The sequence below is a fragment of the Geothrix oryzisoli genome (genome assembly GCF_022808865.1).
Taxonomy (GTDB): domain Bacteria; phylum Acidobacteriota; class Holophagae; order Holophagales; family Holophagaceae; genus Geothrix; species Geothrix oryzisoli.
Genome location: NZ_JAKZLB010000002.1, coordinates 154332 through 171566, shown reverse-complemented (window position 1 = coordinate 171566; position 17235 = coordinate 154332). Strand labels below are relative to the sequence as shown.

The following is a 17235-nucleotide window of genomic DNA, read 5'->3' as shown; positions in this document are numbered from 1 at the left end:
CTAGCCGAGCAGCGGCAGCCAGGCGGCCTGCTGGGATTTGGGCAGGGTCTTCACGCGCTCGAGGAGGTTGAGGCGGGCCTGCCAGGACTTGTCGCTGGGAAGGAGGGCCCGGCCCCGGCGCAGGTCCTCGCCGGCCTCGTCCCACTTGGCCTGGGCGGCGTGCGCGCCGCAGAGGGCCAGCTGCAGGCGGGCGGCCCGGGCCCGGAGGTCCGCATCCTCGGGCTGGGCCCGCAGGAGGGCGTCCATGACCTTGGCGGCCGCATCCAGATCGCCATTCTGGAGGTGCTTCTGGAACTCCGGGAGGCTGGCGCCGGTGGCCCCCCCCGCCAGGGCGGCCCGGGCCTTCTCCAGCAGCTGGGCCGCCGCGGCGTCGCCGGGGTTCTGGGTCAGTACGGCCTGGGCCCGGAGGTAGGCCCGCAGGGGCTCCGCTTCCAGGACGGTCTCGCCCTCGCGGAGGATCGCGGCGGGGGTTTCGGACAGATCCGGGGATTGGGCCTGCTGGAGAACCGGCGCCACCGCCGCCTGGCGGGCGGCCTTCACGGCCTCCTTCAGCTCCTGGTCCTGGCGGTAGGTGTGGAGGGCATAGAGGCCCGCGGCCAGCACCAGGACGCCCCCTCCAGCCATGGCCCAGACCTTGGGCTCGCGCAGCCACGGCAGGCCGGACGAGGCCGCCTGGAGGCGACCCGGCAGGGAGAGGCCTTCCCGGGGCGCCGCGGTCGCCCGGGTCATGGAGGCGGGGGGCTCCACCTGACCGGGATCCGGGAGGATCTGAGTGGGTTCCTCCTCGACCACGGTGATGCGCCCCGGAGGATCGAGGGCGATGGCCTGGGCCATGGATCCGGTCGGGCTCGGGGGACGCCGCCGGCAGCGCTCGAGACCCGCCAGGGCCTCGGGATGGCCCGGAGCCAGCTGGAGGGCCTGCTGATAGGTGAAGGCCGCCTCATCGTGGCGCTGGAGCGACAGGAGGTGTTCCGCCTGGCGGAGTTTCAGGGCCAGGCCTTCGGCCTCCAGCTGCGGGGCCGGTGGGGGTGGAGGCGAAGCCGGCACGGCGGCGGGCGCCACCGGCTGGTTCCCGGGCAGGGTCAGTTCGTGCCGGGCCTGACGGAGGTAGCCATGGATCTCCTCGCGCTGGGGCTCCAGGGTGAGGACCTGTTCCCACTTGGAGATGGCTTCTTCCGTGAGCCCCATGTCGTAGAGCTGGACCGCCTCCCGCAGCAGCTTGTCCACATCGACATCCGGGGCCGGGAGAGCCTCTTCCACCGGAGCCGCCGGGGCCGACCCCTGGAGGGGGGGGAGTCCGAGTTCGCGGCGGGCGGCGTTGGCATAGCCCAGGGCCAGGCTGTGCGTGGGGTCGATGGCCAGCACCTGCTCCCACTTCTGGAGGGCGTCCTGCACCTGGCCCATGTCATAGAGCGTGCAGCCCTGGATCACCAGCCGATCGGGCTCCTCCCCGGAAGGGGCCGGGGGTGCCGGGGGCGGAACCGGGACGGGCGCCGGCGGGGGTACCGGGGCGGGGGGTGGCGGCGCGGCCGCCCGTGCCTCGGCCTCGCGCTGGGCGAGCAGGCGCTCGCGCAGCGCGAGCAGGCGCTCGCGGGCCTCGGCGTGGGTCGGCTGCTGCTTGAGGATCGCCTGCCAGATCTGCCCGGCCTTGACGAGCTCGCCCGAGGCAAACAGCTGGTCCGCCTGGCGGAGGTAGGGCGCGTAAGGGTCTGGCGTCATGGCATCGCTCGGATCGGATCTGTGGGGTCAGGGGCTCAGTGCAGCGGGTACTCGTTGGTGTTGCGCACCAGCAGCATGAAGGTGCTGTTCCCGCAGGTGAACTCCTGTTGGCTGATGAGCTGGACCGTCCCCGTGATGCGCTCGCCACTGACCTGAGTGCCGTTGGTGGAATCCTGATCGGTGATCCACACGGTCCCATCCCCCCGGATCTCCAGTACCGCGTGGCGGCGGGAAGTCTCGGGGTCCTGGGTGATGACATCGCCCTCTTCGCGGCCGATGACGATCACAGGCCGATCCAGCACCTGCACGGTGGAGGCCTGGGGGCCCGTGAGGAAGGCCAGGCTGAACTTGAAGCCCGAGGGTAGGCCGGCCTGCTGGAGGCCCGCGGCCACCAGGATGGAGTCGCGGTCCCGGCGGGCCGTGGTGAAGGCGGAGGCCAGCGTGGCCTCGTTGGGAGGCTCCTGCTCGGGCACGGGCATGGTGAGGGGCGGTTCGGGGGGCGGCACCGGCTCGAGCGGAGGCGCCAGCACCGTCGCCGCCGGATTGGCCACCTCGAAGAGGTGGGCGCACTTCGGGCACTTGAACCGCTTGGCCCGGGCGGTGCCGAAGCGGCTGTCATCGTACTGGAAGCGGGCCTGGCAGGCCGGGCACACCACAATCATCGGGCCCCCGTGGGATCTCCCGTGCAGTCTACCGCTACTTCTTCCGGGTGGCGAAGAAGCTGAACTCGTTCCGGAGGGGAATGCCTTCCGGGAGCTTGAAGCCGGTGACGGCGGGGGGCAGGGGCTGGTTGGTGCGGAGGGGCCCCAGCTCCACCAGCCAGGAGTCTCCGCTGCGCTCGATCCACTGGACCTGGCGGGGCAGCCAGGTGTCTTTGTCCACCCAGAGATTCAGGGCCTGCATCCGCTTCCGCATGGAGAGGGTGCGGGGAGTCATGGCCAGGAACCAGGTGCCGGGCAGGTCCTTGGCCTCGCCCAGATGGATCTGGAAGTACTCGGACAGGTAGCTGAGCTTCTGGCCCAGCCCCAGGAACTTGCGGTTGGCGTTCTTGATGAGGCCGATCTTCATCAATTCCCCCGCCCGGGCCTCGGGGCTGTAGGAGATGAGGGCCTTGGGGGTGAGGTGGAGGATGAGGTCCTCCGGCGGCTGGAAGGCGAAGTGGACGAAGTCGGACCCCTGCAGGTAGAGGGTCCCCCTGGTCACCGAAGGTGTCTTCAGCAGGGACCGGCGCAGGGTCAGCGTGAAGGGGCACTGCAGCGTCTGCACCTGGGCCTGGGCGGCATCGAAGCGTTCCACGGCCTCGCGCAGGGAGGGGGGGGCCGCCTGGGCACCCAGGGACGGGGCCAGGGTGGGAAGGGCCAGGAGGAGGTGGAGCAGGGTGCGTCGGAACATCGGACTCCCGGGAAACTCAGGCCACGGCAGGGGGCAGGACGAGCGGCTCCCGCTGGTGGGCCACATGCAGGGCCACGGAGGTGCCCCGGAGGATCTCCTCAGCGGCGAAGCGGGCCAGGGCGGGATCGTTGTTGGATTCGCTGAGATGCGCCAGCACCACCTGCTTCAGCCGTGGGGAGAGTGCCCGCCCCAGCAGTTCGGCCATGGCCGCGTTGCTCAGGTGGCCCACCCGGCTGAGGATGCGGGCCTTGAGCTGAGGGGGATAGCTGCCTTCGCGCAGCATGTCCACGTCGTGATTGGCCTCCAGTACCAGCAGGTCCAGATCCTGGAGGTGGTCGGCGACCAGGGCGGTGGGGTGGCCCAGGTCCGTCACCACGGCGGCGGCCTGGCCGCCCGCTTCGATCCGGTAGGCCACGGGATCCTCGGCGTCGTGGGGCAGGGCGAAGGGCCGCAGGTGCCAGCCCTCCCAGCTGCAGGACCGGCCGGCCTCCACTTCGATCCACCGCGAGGGGGGGATGTCGATACCCTGGATCCGCTCCACGGCCGTGCGGGTGGCGGCGGTGGCGAGGATGGCCCAGTCCGTGTTCCGGAGGATCACCCCCACCGCCCCGATGTGGTCCGAGTGCTCGTGGGTGAGGGCCAGGGCCCGGACGGAATTGGAATCCAGACCCAGGATCTCCATGCGGCGGCGGATCTGGAGCAGCGAGATGCCCGCATCGATGAGCAGGGTCAGGCCGTCCTCGGACAGGGCGTGGCAGTTCCCCTTGGAACCGGAGGCCAGGGCGGCGTAGTGCATGGCCCAGGATAGCGCCTACACTGACCGCATGAAGCTTTCACTCCGCCCCTCCTCGACCGCCGATCTGGACATCCACGTGGCCCATCGCGTGGCCCTGTTCCGTGCGATGGAGACGGGGTCTGAGGAGGGGCTGCGGCGCATGGCCGACACCTTCCGCGTCCAGCTGCGGAACTGGCTGGTGACGGGCCAGTGCCGGGGTTTCCTGATGGAGGACGACGGCCGCCCCGTGGCCGGCGTGCTGATGCTGATGCGGGAGACGCTCCCCACGCCGGTGACGCCGCTCTCCGTGCGCGGCTACCTCTTCAACATCTACACCGAGCCCACGCACCGTCGCCAGGGCCTGGCCGCCCGCCTCACAGACGCGGCCCTGGACCTGGGCCGGGAGCTGGGCCTGGAGATCATGGAGCTGCACGCGAGCCTCGAGGCCGAGGGCCTCTACCAGCGCATGGGCTTCGTGCCCACCAGCGAGATGCGTCTGGTCATGGGGGCTGGAATCAAGACGCCGAAGCTGTGGAAGAACCGGCGCTGATTCCGCGCCGCCGCCCCAGCCGGGAATCGCCGGGTCCGGGATCACGCGCTCATGGAGCCGGTTTCGCGGGCGCGGAGGGGGGAGCCGCGGAAGTCTCGAGGTAGGTCTCCGTGGGGCGCATCTCCCACTCCACCTCGAAGGTCACGTGGAGCGCGGGCTCCGCCTTCGGAGCTGCGCCCCCGCGCCAGACGGTGAGCGTGTTGGTCCCCTGCCACCGCCCCGGGACCTTCGGATCGGGGTGCATGTCCCACGCCTGCTCCTGGCGGCCGGAGTCGCCGGGTTCGCCCTGGGTCTCCCGGTAGCCGAGGAGGTAGAGCCGGGTGGCGTCGATGAATCCGGATACCGGCGGCTGGGCGGTGCCCTCCACCCAGTGGGCCGCGGCCCCGACCTGGAGGAGGCCGGACGTCGCGTCGGGCTTGGTCACCCAGTCCCTGGGCCAGGTTTCGGATTCCTTCAGCAGCGCCTTGTCGCCGCCGGTGACCCGCCGGATCTTCACGCGCTGCTTGGTGACCCGGTAGCTCCGGACGGGAAGGGGGCCCGAGGTCGGAGCCGGATGCTCGGTTTGGATGGCCTTGAGCAGGGACTGGTAGTCGAAGGTGGTCAGGGACGCTTCCGCCGCGGCATGGAAGCCCTCGAACCTGCCGCCCTGGTCGCTGAGGGCCTTGGCGTACCTCGTCGTGGCGGTCCAGTCGCCGAGGTGGGCGGACACGATAAAGCAGTGGACCAGCTCGCGGACGTCCAGGTCGGGTCTCGCGGAGACGGCGGCGTAGGCAGAGCGCATCCGGTCCAGGTCCAGCAGCCTCCAGGCCAGTTCCAGGCGGATGTCGTCGCGGGACCGGGCCAGCTCCCCGCCCACGGTTTCCAGCAGCGCCCAGGCCTTCAGCAGGTCCGCCTGCTGCCGGGCCGCCTGCAGGTAGGACTGGTCCTTGCCGAGAGAGAGGCCCTGGATCAGGTTGCTGGCCCAGAGCCAGGAGGCGGCCGCGTGGCGGGCCCTTTCCGGGGCCCGCGCCGGATCCATGGCCAGGGCCGCGGCGCGGAGGGGGCTGCCGGTCTCGAGGTCCCGCTTGCCGGCCGGATCGTTGCGCTGCAGCCGGGCGAGGGAGTCCAGGAAGGCCCGCTCGTCCTGCGCGGTGAGGGTGAGGGTGGCGAGGACGAGCAGGGCGGCGCGCATGGAAGCTCCTAGAGGGGGATGTTCCCGTGCTTCTTGGGCGGCATGGTGTCGCGCTTGGTTTCGAGGAAGGCCAGGGCCTTGACCAGCTTCTGGCGGGTCTCGCGGGGGAGGATCACCTCGTCCACGAAGCCGTGCTCGGCGGCGATGTAGGGGTTGGCGAACTTCTCGTTGTACTCGGCCACGAGTTCGGCCTTCCGGGCGGCGGGATCCGGCGCGATGGCGATGGACTTGCCGTGCAGCACATTCATGGCCCCCTCCGCGCCCATGACGGCGATCTCGGCCGTGGGGTAGGCGAAGTTGAAGTCCGTGCGGATGTGCTTGCTGGCCATCACGCAGTAGGCGCCGCCGTAGGCCTTGCGGGTGATGACGGTGATCTTGGGCACCGTGGCCTCGCAGAAGGCGAAGAGCAGCTTGGCGCCGTGGCGGATGATGCCGCCGTGCTCCTGGGTCACGCCCGGCAGGAAGCCCGGCACGTCCTCGAAGGTGATGAGCGGGATGTTGAAGGCGTCGCAGAACCGCACGAAGCGGGCGCCCTTCTCGCTGGAGGCGATGTCCAGCACGCCCGCGTAGAAGGCGGGCTGGTTGGCCACGATGCCCACGCTGCGGCCGTCGATGCGGGCGAAGCCCACGACGAGGTTGGGCGCGAAGGCCTCGTGGACCTCGAAGAAGTGGGCGTCGTCCACCACGCCGCGGATGATGTCCCGGATGTCGTAGGGCTTGCCGGGATCGTCCGGCACCACCTTGTCCAGGTCCGGGTTCTCCAGGGGCATCTCGCGCTTGGGGGCCTTGCGGGGGGCCTCGCCCAGATTGTTGCTGGGCAGGAAGGAGAGCAGCTCGCGGGTGTGGGCCAGGGCCGCCAGGTCGCTCTGGGTCACGAAGTGGGCCACCCCGGACTTCGCCGCGTGGGTGCCGGCGCCGCCGAGCTCCTCCTTGGTGACCTCCTCGTGGGTGACGGCCTTGATGACGTCCGGGCCCGTCACGAACATGTAGCTGGTGCCCTTCACCATGGTGATGAAGTCGGTGATGGCGGGGCTGTAGACGGCGCCCCCGGCGCAGGGACCCATGATGAGGCTGATCTGGGGGATGACGCCGCTGGCCAGGGTGTTGCGCAGGAAGATGTCGGCGTAGCCGCCGAGGCTCACCACGCCCTCCTGGATGCGGGCGCCGCCGCTGTCGTTGAGGCCCACGACGGGACAGCCCACCTTCATGGCGAGGTCCATGATCTTGCAGATCTTCTTGGCGTAGGCCTCGCTGAGGGAGCCGCCGAAGACCGTGAAGTCCTGGGCGAAGATGGCCACGGGCCGGCCGTCCACCCGGCCGAAGCCGGTGACCACGCCATCTCCGGGGATCTTCTCCACGCCCCAGGCCCGGTGGACCATGAGGGCGTCCATCTCCTCGAAGGAGCCCTCGTCGAGGAAGGCGGCGATGCGCTCCCGGGCCGTGAGCTTCCCACCCTCGTGCTGTTTCTGGACCCGGGCCTCGCCGCCGCCGGCCAGGGCCTGGGCATGCTTGGCCTTGAGGGTCTCGATCTTCTTCTCGAGGGACATAGGGGCTCCCGGGTACGGATAACTGGCAGCGGATCGCGTGGGGGATCGGCTGCCAGTTTACCGCACGGCGTGGGGGATGCCCCTACCGGATGGGCCGGGGCTGGGTCATCGCCTCCAGGCTGAAGGCCTCGTCCAGCTCGGCGGGGGTCAGGTAGCCCTTGCGGAGGATGAGCTCCCGCACCGGCACGCCGGTCTCCAGGGCCTCCTTCGCCACCTCGGTGGCACGTTTGTAGCCGATGGCGGGCATGACGGCCGTGACGATGCCGATGCTGTGCTCCACCAGGTCGCGGCAGCGGTCCCGGTTGGCGGTGATGCCCACGATGCACTTGGTGGTGAGCACGTTCACGGCCGCGGTCAGGGTGCGCAGGCTGGTGGCGAGGCTGTAGGCGAGGATGGGCTCCATCACGTTCAGCTGGAGCTGGCCGGCCTCGGCGGCCAGGGTGATGGTGAGGTCGTTGCCGATGACCGAGAAGGCCACCTGGTTCACGACCTCGGGGATCACGGGGTTCACCTTGCCGGGCATGATGCTGCTGCCGGGCTGCATGGGCGGCAGGTTGATCTCCCCGAAGCCGCAGCGGGGGCCGCTGCTGAGGAGGCGCAGGTCATTGCAGAGCTTGCTGAGCTTGACGGCGGCCCGCTTCACCACGCCGGAGAACATGACGAAGGCGCCGGTGTCCGGTGTGGCCTCCACCAGGTTCTCGGCGAGCAGGATCTCCAGGCCCGTCACCTTCCGCAGTTCCTCCACCACCACCCGCGGGTAGCTCGGATCGGCGCAGATGCCCGTGCCGATGGCCGTGCCGCCCATGTTCACCTCCAGGAAGAGGCGGGCGGTCTCCTGCAGGCGCTGGATGTCCTCGCCGGTGGTGACGGCGTAGGCTTCGAATTCCTGCCCCAGGGTCATGGGCACGGCGTCCTGCAGCTGGGTGCGGCCCATCTTGATGACGTCGGAGAACTCACGGCCCTTGGCGTGGAGCGCGGCCTTGAGGCGGTCCATGGCGTCCAGCAGGTTCCGCAGCATGAAGATGGTGCTGAGGCGCAGGGCGGTGGGGTAGACGTCGTTGGTGCTCTGGCCCAGGTTCACGTGGTCGTTGGGATGGCAGTGGGCGTACTCGCCCCGCTTGTGGCCCAGCAGCTCCAGGGCGCGGTTGGCGATGACCTCGTTGGCGTTCATGTTGGTGGAGGTCCCGGCGCCGCCCTGCACCATGTCCGTGGGGAAGTGGCCATGCCAGTGGCCGTCGATGATCTCCTGGGAGGCGCGGTCGATGGCCTCCGCGATGGTGGGGTCCAGGAGGCCCAGCTTCGCGTTGGCGCGGGCGGCCCCCTGCTTGACCATGGCCAGAGCGCGGATCATGGCCGGGAAGTGGCTGGTGGGCGTGCCCGTGATGGGGAAGTTGTGGACGGCGCGCAGAGTCTGCACGCCGAAGAGGGCATCCTCGGGCACGTCCAGGGGGCCGATGAGGTCGGATTCCCGGCGGGTGCGGCCGCTGGCGTAGGCCTGTTCCCGGCCGGTGCGGGGGGTGGCCGAGTAGAGGATCCGCTGGTGCAGGACATTGGCGACCTTGCTGAGCACGGTGATGGCGACCGCGCCATCCTGGCTGAGGTTCGCGAGGACGGCCTCGCGGTCCAGGTCGAGCAGCACGGCCGGCGTGAGGGCCACGCCGGTGGCCGTATGGGTGCTGACGGCCAGGAAGGACTGCTCGCCGGCGACATCGCCGGGTCCGAGGATCACCACGGGCTCGGCCCCCTCGCCGTTGTCGCGCGTGATCTCCACGCGACCTTCGGCGATGACGGTGGCTCCCTTGCGGGGTTCGCCCTGGCCGAAGAGCCGGGTTCCGGCGGGCACCTCGCGCCGTCGGGCGGCTTTGGCGATCAGGCCGAGGTCCGTATCGGACAGTCCCGAGAAGATTTCGCAGCGGCGAAGGACAGACGTGATGGCATCCATAAAAGACCTCCGGCCCGATCCGAGCCTTCGGCCATGCTACCGGGGCCCTCCTACGATTCGGTCACGAATCCCCGCGCTGGATCACGAGGGAGGTGTTGATGCCGCCAAAGGCGAAATTGTTGGAAATGAAACAAGCCGCATCCAGGTCGCGATGGGTGAACTGGAGGTAGTCCAGGTCCGCGCAGCGGGGGTCGGGCTCGACCAGGTTCAGGGTGGGGGCGATGCGCCCCGCCCGGGACATCTCGATGCCCAGCCAGGCCTCGAGGGAGCCGCAGGCGCCCAGGGGGTGGCCCATGTAGCTCTTGAAGGAGGTGATGGGCACGCGCCGCTGGAAGACTTCGCGGGTGGCGTGGCTCTCGGCGATGTCGCCGTACTCGGTGGCGGTGCCATGGGCGTTGACCCAGCCGATGGCATCGGCCGAGAGGCCGGCATCAGCCAGCGCGAGGCGCATGGTCTCGGCCATGGTGGACTGCTGGGGCTGGGTGATGTGGGCGCCGTCGGAGTTGGTCCCGAAGCCCAGGATTTCGGCGTGGATACGGGCGCCCCGGGCCAGGGCGTGATCCCGATCCTCGAGGATGAGGGTGCAGCCCCCTTCGCCCACCACCAGGCCGTCACGGTCTCGGTCGAAGGGGCGGGGGGACTGGTCGGGGGCGTCATTGCGCTGGCTGGTGGCATACAGCGTGTCGAAGACGGCGGCGGTGAACACCGACAGCTCATCGGATCCGCCGGACACCATGATGGTCTGGCGGCCCTCCCGGATGGATTCGTAGGCGTAGCCGATGGCCTGGCTGCTGCTCGTGCAGGCGGTGCTGGTGGGGATGACGCGGCCCGTGAGGCCGAAGTACACCCCGATGTTGACGGCGGCCGTGTGGCTCATGGCCTGGATGTAGCCCGTGGCGCTGAGCCCGCCGATCCGCCCCGAAGCCAGGCTGCGGCCCAGGGATACGATGGGGTCGACGCTGCCGAAGGAAGAGCCGTAGGCCACCCCGACCCGCCCACCGCGCAGGATCGCGTCGCCCAGGAGGCCGGCATCCTGCAGCGCGAGTTCCGTGGCGCGGACCCCCAGCAGGGCCACGCGGCCCATGGAGCGCACCATCTTCCGGGGGTAGTGGGCCGGCACCTCGAAGCCTTCGATGGGCACGCCGAGTCGCGTCTGGATCTCGGGATACTGATCCCACTCGCACATGACTTTCACGCCGCTCCGCCCCGCGGAGACTGCGCGGTCGATGGCCTCCCAGCTCTCGCCAAAGGGCGTGACGCCCCCCATGCCCGTCACCACCACGCGGCGCATCAGACCATGCCCCCATTCACTCCGATGACCTGGCGGGTGATGTAGCCCGCGGCGTCCGAACAGAGGAAGCCCGCGAGGGTGGCGACATCCTCGGGCTGGCCGACCCGGTTCATGGGGATGGCCTGCAGGGCGTGTTCCAGCACCAGCTCGTCCACCAGCTCCGATTCGATGAGCCCCGGGGCGATGCAGTTCACGGTGATCCCGCGGCTGGCCAGCTCGACGGCCAGGGCCTTGGCGGCGCCGATGAGCCCCGCCTTGGCGGCGCTGTAGTTCACCTGCCCGCGATTCCCCACTACGCCGGAGACGCTGGAGATGCAGACGATGCGGCCGCCCCGGCGGGCCTTGATCAGGGGGATGAGGAGGGGCTGGACCACATTGAAGAAGCCGTCGAGCCCCACGCCCAGGACCTGGTCCCAGTCTTCCCCGCTGAGGGCCGGGAACGCGCCGTCCCGGGTGATCCCCGCGTTGCAGATGATGCCGTGGTAGGGGCCGTCGGCGGCGACCTTCGCTTCCAGGCAGCGCCCGGCTTCCGCGCGGTCGGCCACGTCGAAGGCGAGCCAGTCGGCCTCGCCGCCCTCGGCACGGATGGTGTCCACCACGGCCTGGGCCTCGTCGACCCGGCTGCGGCAGTGCACGGTCACCCGGTACCCGTCTCGCGCCAATTGACGGGCGATGGCCCGGCCGATGCGGCCGCTGCCGCCCGTGACGAGCGCGTTCCTGGGGGATTGGGAAGAGGGTCTGTTCATGGGACTTCGACGGCTTTCAACGTAGCACGGGCGAGGGTTTCGGCCCCATGCCGCACCTGGCAGGCGAAGGCGCTGGGGCCGGCCTCGTCGAGGAAGATGAGCCGGGCCTCCACCTCGAATTCAGTGCCGGGGGGGAAGGCGGACACCACCGTCTCGAACCGGCGGGTGCCCAGCAGGAAACCGATGCGGGGCGCGCGGCCGGCCTGGAGGTGGCGGTTCCCGCTGAAGGCCGAGGCTGCCTGGGCCATCCACTCCAGGGCCAGCCAGGCCGGGGCCTCGCCGCGGTCATCGAGGTACCAGGCACCGGGCTCCACCCGCGCACTGGCGAGGCAATGTTCCCCGGAGATCTCGAGGATCCGGCCCAGGAGCAGGGAGGGCCCGCGGTGCGGCAGCAGCGCTTCGGGGGAGCGGGGTTCCCCGGTCATCGGGCGGGCCCGAGGAGCAGGCTGAGGTTGTTGCCGCCGAAGGCGAAGGCGTTGGACAGGCAGATTCGCGAGCCCTGGAAGGCGCCGCCGTCGGTCACGAGGTTCAGGGCCGGCAGGTCCCGATCGGCCTCCCCGTCCCAGCGGTGGGGCGGCAGAAGCCCGTCGGGATTCCAGGCCTCCTGGGCCAGGAGCCAGCAGAATGCCAATTCCGTCGCGGCCGCGGCGCCGAGCAGGTGTCCGGTGAGGGGCTTGGTGCCGCTGCAGGGGATCCCGGCGGGGAAGACGGCCGCGGTCGCGCGGCTCTCCATCTCGTCGTTCTTTGGCGTGGCCGTGGCGTGGAGGTTGAGGTAGCCCACCGCCGCGTCGGGGCCGGCCTCGGCCAGCGCCGCGCGCATGGCCGCCTCGGCGCCGGCGCCGGAGGGATCCGGCGAGGAGATGTGGTGGGCGTCGCTGGAAGCGCCGGCCCCCAGCAGGGCCACCGCGGCAGGTTCCTTCCTGAGGATGAAGAGGGCGGCCCCTTCGCCCACGTTGATGCCGGCGCGGTTCCGGCTCATGGGATTGCACGGCGTGGACGCGACGGATTCCAGGGAGGCGAACCCATTGAGGGTCAGCCGGCAGAGGGAATCCGCCCCGCCGGTGACCACCGCATCGCAGAGGTCCAGCCGCAGCAGGTTCCGGGCCGTGACCAGCGCCTTGCCGCTGGAGGTGCAGGCCGTGGACACCGTGATCGCGGGTCCCTGGAGGCCCAGGAATCCGGCCAGGAAGGGGGCCAGCCGGCCGATCTCCTGCTGCCGGTAGTCGAAGCTGGCGGGGAGGGTCTGGTGCACCCGGTGGTGCGCGACGGCCCGCTCCGCGGCCTCGATGCCGGAGGTGCTGGTCCCGAGCACCACGCCGATCCGGTGGGGGCCGTGACGGCTGATCTCGCGGTCCACCTCGGCGCGGATCTCGGCCAGGGCCGCCAGGACCAGGCGGGTGTTCCGGGAGTCGTCGCGGGCGAAGCGCTCCGGCAGCGGCTCCAGCGCTCCCCGCACGCGGCCCACCCGGGCCGTCCGCCCGGGCAGCCAGTCCGCTTCGTCCACCAGGCCCGAGGTGTCTCCGCGCACCAGCCCATCGGCCACCGCACGCTTTCCCCGCCCCAGTGCGTTCACCAAGCCGAGGGCGGAGAGGTAGCAGGGCTCGGCCAGATTCATGCGAGGGCCCGCTCGATGGCGGCGATCATGCCGGGGGGCGTTCCCGGGCAGAGGTCCCCGGTGGCCGAATCGACAGGCAGCTGCCGGGTGCGGCCCCGCGTGAGGCGCTCGCCGGTGGCCTCGTCGCGCACGGTGTAGGCGATGCCGATGCGGACCTCGTACTCCTCGAGCCGGGCCTCCACGACGATCCGCTGACCGTAGCGCAAAGGGCGGATGTACTTCACCTCGCAGGTGACCACGGGCCAGACGCACCCGCTGGCCTGCATGTCGGCCACGTCCAGGCCGGCGCGGCGCAGGAGGGCGGTGCGGGCGATCTCGAAATACTTCAGGTAGTGGCCATGCCAGACGACCCCCATCGAATCCACATCGTGGAAGGGGATCTCCAGGCTCACGGAAGTCTGCAGGAAGGTCATGGTCGGGGGGATCCGGCGGGCGGTGCGGTCGGCGGGGGTGGACAGGATCTCGCCTCTCCCCAGAAGTCATAGAAATTAAACCACTGGAAGGGTGTCGCCCGGCACCGCGCCTCGACCGCCTGGGCATACCGCCCGAGCCAGACTCGGAGGGCGGCCTCCCGCCCCTTGCGCGGCAGGTCCACACGCTCGGCGAAGGGCTCCATGTGGATCCGGTACCGGGGCCCGTCCTGGACGCAGAAGAAGAGGTAGACGGGGCACTGGAGCAGATGCGCCAGGAAGAGGGGGCCGATGGGGAACGGGGCTTCCCGCCCCAGGAACGGGATGTCCAGGGTGCGTCCGTTCTCGGAGGCGGGGGGGCGGTCGCCGACGATGAAGAGGCTCTCCCCCCGGGCGATGCGCTCCTCCAGCAGCATCGCGGTCTCTGGCCCGGCCTCCGCCACATGGATCAGGTTCGCGTTGTAGCCCGGGTTGATGCGGCCCAGGAGCTCCTGGAACCGGATGACGTGCTCAGAGTAGATCACGGCGTTCAGGCCCGGGATCCCGCGAGCGGCGCCGAGGCCCCGCAGCATGTCCAGGTTGCCCAGGTGGGCACTGAGGAAGAGGGCGCCGCGACCGGAGTGGATGAGGGCCTGGAAGGCCGGTTCCTCCGGGAAGACCAGCTCGGCGTCGCTGGCATCCATCCAGGCCAGGAAGCGGTCCACGTAGGAGAGGGCGAAGGTCCGGATGTGCCGGTAGCGGGCGCGGAGCCCGGGTTTCACCGGCAGGTCCGGCAGGGGCCCCGCGTGGCGGAAGAGGCGATCGAGGTACTGGCCCGAGGCCCGGCGCGCGGCGCGGCCCGTCAGGAAGAAATAGGCGGCCAGGACCTCCGTGAGCCAGCGGAGGCCGCGGGCCCCTGTCAGGCGGTAGATCAGGTGGGCGGTGCGCAGACCGAGGGCGGTGCCCCGCTCCTGGATCCGGGTCCACTGGTGGTCCTGGGGGGCCCCGCGCCGAAAGCGCCGCGCGAGCAGGACCGGCAGGCGGAGGAGCATGCCCAGCACCAGCCGCGTGTGCATCCGCGTCAGCCGCAGGTTGTCGCGGACCAGATGGAAGTGGGAGACGCCGTCCTCGGGGTAGACCACCCGCACCGGGGCGTTCACCACCGGCACGCCTGCCCAGTGGAGGCGCACGATGGCGGCCGTGTCGAAGTCCATGCGGGCGGGCAGTGGGGTCTGCACGAGGAGCCGACTCATGGCTTCGAGGGGATAGAGCCGGAAGCCGCAGAGGGAGTCTCCGATGTCGAAGGAGAGGGTCTCGAGCCAGACCCAGGCGTGGGTGAAGCGGCGGCCGAACTTCCGGGCGGCCGGCACGGAGGCGTCGTAGACCGGCACTCCGGCGATGACGGCCTCCGGCCGCACCTCGCCGAGGGCCAGGAACGAGGCGACCGCCGCGGCATCGTGCTGGCCGTCCGCGTCCACCTGGAGGGCATGGGTGAAACCCTCGGCCCGGGCCCGGCGGAGGGCCTCCACCACGGCGGCGCCCTTGCCCTGGTTCACGGACCACCGGGACAGCCGGAGTCCGGGCTGGGCCGCAGCCACCGCCTCGAGCTGCTGCCGGGTGGCCTCGTCGCTGCCATCGTCGTGGACGAAAAGGGGGTGGCCGCAGGCCAGGAGGGCCTCGAGGGTCCGGCCCAGGGCCGGCCCGGGGTTGTACGCCGGCACGATGAGGCAGGGACGGAAGGTCATGGGCCCGGCGTGAAGACGAGGATCCCCCCGGATTTCGGTCCCTGGCCCCCCGTGTACCGGAACCGCAGCTGCCGCGCCTCCGGTGCCCATTCGAGGCGCAGTTCCAGGGGCTCGTCCGGCCGGATGGGGGCCTGGAACTTCAGGTGCTCCACGCCCTTGAAGGCCCCCAGGGGGCCGAAGGCCTCCTGGCCGAGGCGGGCGGCCCAGTCGACCTGGATGAGGCCGGAGAGGATGGGTTGCCCCGGGAAATGGCCATCGAAGGCCGGATGCCCGGGTTCCACGTGCAGCGAGTAGCCCCCGGGGGTGGAAGGCAGCGCCTTCAGCGCCTGGGGGTAGGGGATCACGACAGCATCTTGTGGATCGCCGTCACCACATCCCCCACGGTCCGCACATCCTTGAAGTCCTGGGCGCTCACGCGGCGCCCCGTGAACTCCTGGAGCTGGATGGCGAGCTCCACGGCGTCGATGCTGTCCAGGTCCAGATCCTTGAACAGGTGCGAGTCGAGGTGGATGGATGCGGGATCGAGCTCGAAGGAATCGGAAAGGACTTCACGCAGCTTGGCGAGGATGTCCTGCTCAGTCATCACCATGGTGGATCTCCGGGGTTCAGATGGTCACCTGGCGGTGGCTGGATACGAAGGCCGCGAGGCTGGCGGCCGTGCGGAAATGGTGGGCGAAGCTGGAAGTCTCTTCGCTTTCGAGGTTCAGCTTGTAGGCCTTCTTGAGGGCCAGGCCCAACTCGAAGGCATCGATGGAGTCCAGGCCGAGGCCCTCCTTGAACAGGGGCTGCTCGTCGCCGATCTCCTCGGGCCGGGTGTCTTCGAGGTCAAGGGTCCGGATGATGAACTGCTTGATCTCCGTGGGGGTGATGTCCTGCATGGGCGGTTTCCTGATTGAAGCGACCTTCGAGCCATCGGGTCAGCTTCCGGGCGGCCAGGGGCACCGGCAAACCTTCAAGGTCCAACCAGGGCAGATCCAGCGGCTCGGCAGCTCGGATGCAATAATCGCATGAATCCTTGGGCATCTCGAACCACCGGTGACCTTTGACCAGAAGGGGCGGGGTGCAGGTGATGTAGAGGGGGAGGACCGGCGGGCGGCCCTGCAGGGCCAGGTGGGCGGCTCCCCGGTGGAAGGTGTGGGGCGCTCCCGGGTCCGTCCGGGTGCCTTCGGGGAAGAGCAGCAGGGCCTCGCCGCGCGCCAGGGCCTGCGCCCCGGCGTCGAGGACGGCTTCCGGCCCCAGGGCGGGAAGGTAGCCGGCGGCCTGCACCACCCGGCCGAAGAGCGGATTCGTCCAGATGCCCGTCTTCACCACGCAGGTCAGCTGGTCCAACAGGGCCAGAAGGATGACGACATCGAGGTACCCGGGATGGGTGGCCAGGATCAGCGTGCCGTCCAGGGCCTTCCGGTCGGGCAGGCCCTCGGTCCGAACCTTGAAGAGGCCAGCCTTGGCCAGGAACCAGACGATGCCCCGGAAGAACCGGTGGATGACCGAGCGCGTGCGTCGCTGCAGGGCCGGGGCCCCGCCGGGCAGGAGCCGGAGCAGGGGCAACCCAAGCAGCGAGAAGAGGATTCCGCCGACCCCCAGGGCGGTGAAGCCCGCGGCACTCGCGGGGACTTTGATGATCCGGCGCATGGGGCTACTCCACGCGCCAGGCCCAGGTCCCGTCGGCGGTCGCCCAGGGCCCCCCGGGCGCCTCGAAGTCGAGGGCGCAGGGGCCTTCCCAGGGGCCGTCGGCCACCGCGGGGCGGGCTTCGGGCGACCAGGTCAGGATCAGGTGGTGGATGGCCGGAAGGCCGATCAGCAGGGCCAGTGCGTGCAGGGGGAGCGGGTTCGCGTCGAAGGACGCCCAGAGGGGCGGCAGCGGGGCGTCCCCATGGACGAGCAGCACGGGGGTCTCGGGAGCCGCCGCATGGATGGCCTGGGCTTCGACCAGCCCCCAGGCGAAGGATTCCAGGCCGGCCGCCAGCGAAAGGGAGGGGCTTGGATCCCGGCGCGCGATGGACCAGATGCCGGCGGAGGCGTTGTGGACGTTCATGGAGAACTGCGTGGGCGAAGGGGGGAGGCCCTGGGCCAGGTCTTCCAGCACGGGCAGGCTCCGGCCCGCCTCGCCGTGCCGGGAGGAGAACACCGAGGGCAGCGGCCCCTGGTCCCCCGCGGCCCGCTGGGCGCAGTGGAGCATGGCTCGGCCCAGGGGGCTGAGTCGGCGGCGGATCAGGGGATCGAGGAAGGCCACGTCCGGGGGGCCGGAGGCCCGGTCCAGGAAGGAGGTCGAGGCCTCCCGGCCCCCCTCCTGGGACCAGACCGAAGCCCTGAGCAGGGGGATCTTGAAGGTATGGGGCATCGGGGGTCCCGG

The 17235-nt window shown here is 70.5% G+C and carries 19 protein-coding genes; 1 reads left to right on the top strand and 18 read right to left on the bottom strand.

What is annotated here, in order from left to right; genetic code table 11:
* Genes MLE43_RS05505 through MLE43_RS05490 form a run of 4 tightly spaced genes read right to left on the bottom strand, consistent with a single transcriptional unit; the run spans position 1 to position 3907 of the window.
* Positions 1-1719: a hypothetical protein gene (locus MLE43_RS05505; protein ID WP_243302473.1), complete on the bottom strand. Its 1719-nt coding sequence runs from the start codon at positions 1717-1719 to the stop codon at positions 1-3.
* Positions 1720-1754: 35 nt separating this feature from the next.
* Positions 1755-2381, bottom strand: a complete 627-nt coding sequence (locus tag MLE43_RS05500) for an FHA domain-containing protein (protein WP_243302472.1) — start codon at positions 2379-2381, stop codon at positions 1755-1757.
* Between the two features lie 34 nt (positions 2382-2415).
* Positions 2416-3111, bottom strand: coding sequence for a LolA family protein (locus MLE43_RS05495; RefSeq protein ID WP_243302471.1), 696 nt, complete (start codon positions 3109-3111; stop codon positions 2416-2418).
* A gap of 16 nt (positions 3112-3127) precedes the next feature.
* Complete coding sequence (locus MLE43_RS05490) at positions 3128-3907, bottom strand: MBL fold metallo-hydrolase (protein WP_243302470.1); 780 nt, start codon at positions 3905-3907, stop codon at positions 3128-3130.
* Between MLE43_RS05490 and MLE43_RS05485 the strand changes: the two genes are divergently transcribed.
* A complete protein-coding gene (locus MLE43_RS05485) occupies positions 3906-4436 on the top strand; it encodes a GNAT family N-acetyltransferase (RefSeq protein ID WP_243302469.1) in 531 nt (176 codons plus the stop codon). The genes MLE43_RS05490 and MLE43_RS05485 overlap by 2 nt on opposite strands.
* 49 nt (positions 4437-4485) lie before the next feature.
* Here the strand turns inward: MLE43_RS05485 and MLE43_RS05480 are convergent, their stop codons facing one another.
* From MLE43_RS05480 to MLE43_RS05415, 14 genes are all read right to left on the bottom strand, one after another.
* Entirely contained in the window at positions 4486-5607 is a 1122-nt protein-coding gene (locus MLE43_RS05480; protein ID WP_243302468.1) for a hypothetical protein, read from the bottom strand.
* A gap of 8 nt (positions 5608-5615) precedes the next feature.
* Positions 5616-7154: an acyl-CoA carboxylase subunit beta gene (locus MLE43_RS05475; protein WP_243302467.1), complete on the bottom strand. Its 1539-nt coding sequence runs from the start codon at positions 7152-7154 to the stop codon at positions 5616-5618.
* A gap of 82 nt (positions 7155-7236) precedes the next feature.
* A complete protein-coding gene (locus MLE43_RS05470) occupies positions 7237-9096 on the bottom strand; it encodes an aspartate ammonia-lyase (RefSeq protein ID WP_243302466.1) in 1860 nt (619 codons plus the stop codon).
* A 61-nt stretch (positions 9097-9157) separates the two neighbouring features.
* Positions 9158-10387, bottom strand: a complete 1230-nt coding sequence (locus MLE43_RS05465) for a beta-ketoacyl-ACP synthase (RefSeq protein ID WP_243302465.1) — start codon at positions 10385-10387, stop codon at positions 9158-9160.
* Positions 10387-11133 carry a 3-oxoacyl-ACP reductase FabG gene (fabG, locus tag MLE43_RS05460; RefSeq protein WP_243302464.1) on the bottom strand — a complete coding sequence of 249 codons (747 nt, stop codon included), beginning with the start codon at positions 11131-11133 and terminating at the stop codon, positions 10387-10389. Before fabG ends, MLE43_RS05465 begins: the two co-directional genes overlap by 1 nt.
* On the bottom strand, positions 11130-11558 hold the full coding sequence (locus MLE43_RS05455) for a hotdog family protein (protein ID WP_243302463.1): 429 nt from the start codon (positions 11556-11558) through the stop codon (positions 11130-11132). Before MLE43_RS05455 ends, fabG begins: the two co-directional genes overlap by 4 nt.
* On the bottom strand, positions 11555-12748 hold the full coding sequence (locus MLE43_RS05450) for a beta-ketoacyl-ACP synthase (protein WP_243302462.1): 1194 nt from the start codon (positions 12746-12748) through the stop codon (positions 11555-11557). Before MLE43_RS05450 ends, MLE43_RS05455 begins: the two co-directional genes overlap by 4 nt.
* The gene (locus MLE43_RS05445) at positions 12745-13161 is read right to left on the bottom strand and encodes an acyl-CoA thioesterase (protein ID WP_243302461.1); all 417 of its coding nucleotides are present in this window, start codon (positions 13159-13161) and stop codon (positions 12745-12747) included. Before MLE43_RS05445 ends, MLE43_RS05450 begins: the two co-directional genes overlap by 4 nt.
* Entirely contained in the window at positions 13158-14882 is a 1725-nt protein-coding gene (locus MLE43_RS05440; protein WP_243302460.1) for a glycosyltransferase family 2 protein, read from the bottom strand. The genes MLE43_RS05445 and MLE43_RS05440 overlap by 4 nt, the downstream gene beginning before the upstream one ends.
* The gene (locus MLE43_RS05435; RefSeq protein WP_243302459.1) at positions 14879-15226 is read right to left on the bottom strand and encodes an ApeI family dehydratase; all 348 of its coding nucleotides are present in this window, start codon (positions 15224-15226) and stop codon (positions 14879-14881) included. Before MLE43_RS05435 ends, MLE43_RS05440 begins: the two co-directional genes overlap by 4 nt.
* Positions 15223-15471, bottom strand: a complete 249-nt coding sequence (locus MLE43_RS05430) for an acyl carrier protein (RefSeq protein WP_243302458.1) — start codon at positions 15469-15471, stop codon at positions 15223-15225. The genes MLE43_RS05435 and MLE43_RS05430 overlap by 4 nt, the downstream gene beginning before the upstream one ends.
* A gap of 16 nt (positions 15472-15487) precedes the next feature.
* The gene (locus MLE43_RS05425; RefSeq protein ID WP_243302457.1) at positions 15488-15760 is read right to left on the bottom strand and encodes a phosphopantetheine-binding protein; all 273 of its coding nucleotides are present in this window, start codon (positions 15758-15760) and stop codon (positions 15488-15490) included.
* A complete protein-coding gene (locus MLE43_RS05420; RefSeq protein WP_243302456.1) occupies positions 15708-16514 on the bottom strand; it encodes a lysophospholipid acyltransferase family protein in 807 nt (268 codons plus the stop codon). Before MLE43_RS05420 ends, MLE43_RS05425 begins: the two co-directional genes overlap by 53 nt.
* Before the next feature lie 4 nt (positions 16515-16518).
* Positions 16519-17223 carry a beta-ketoacyl synthase chain length factor gene (locus MLE43_RS05415; protein ID WP_243302455.1) on the bottom strand — a complete coding sequence of 235 codons (705 nt, stop codon included), beginning with the start codon at positions 17221-17223 and terminating at the stop codon, positions 16519-16521.
* Positions 17224-17235: the final 12 nt, after the last annotated feature.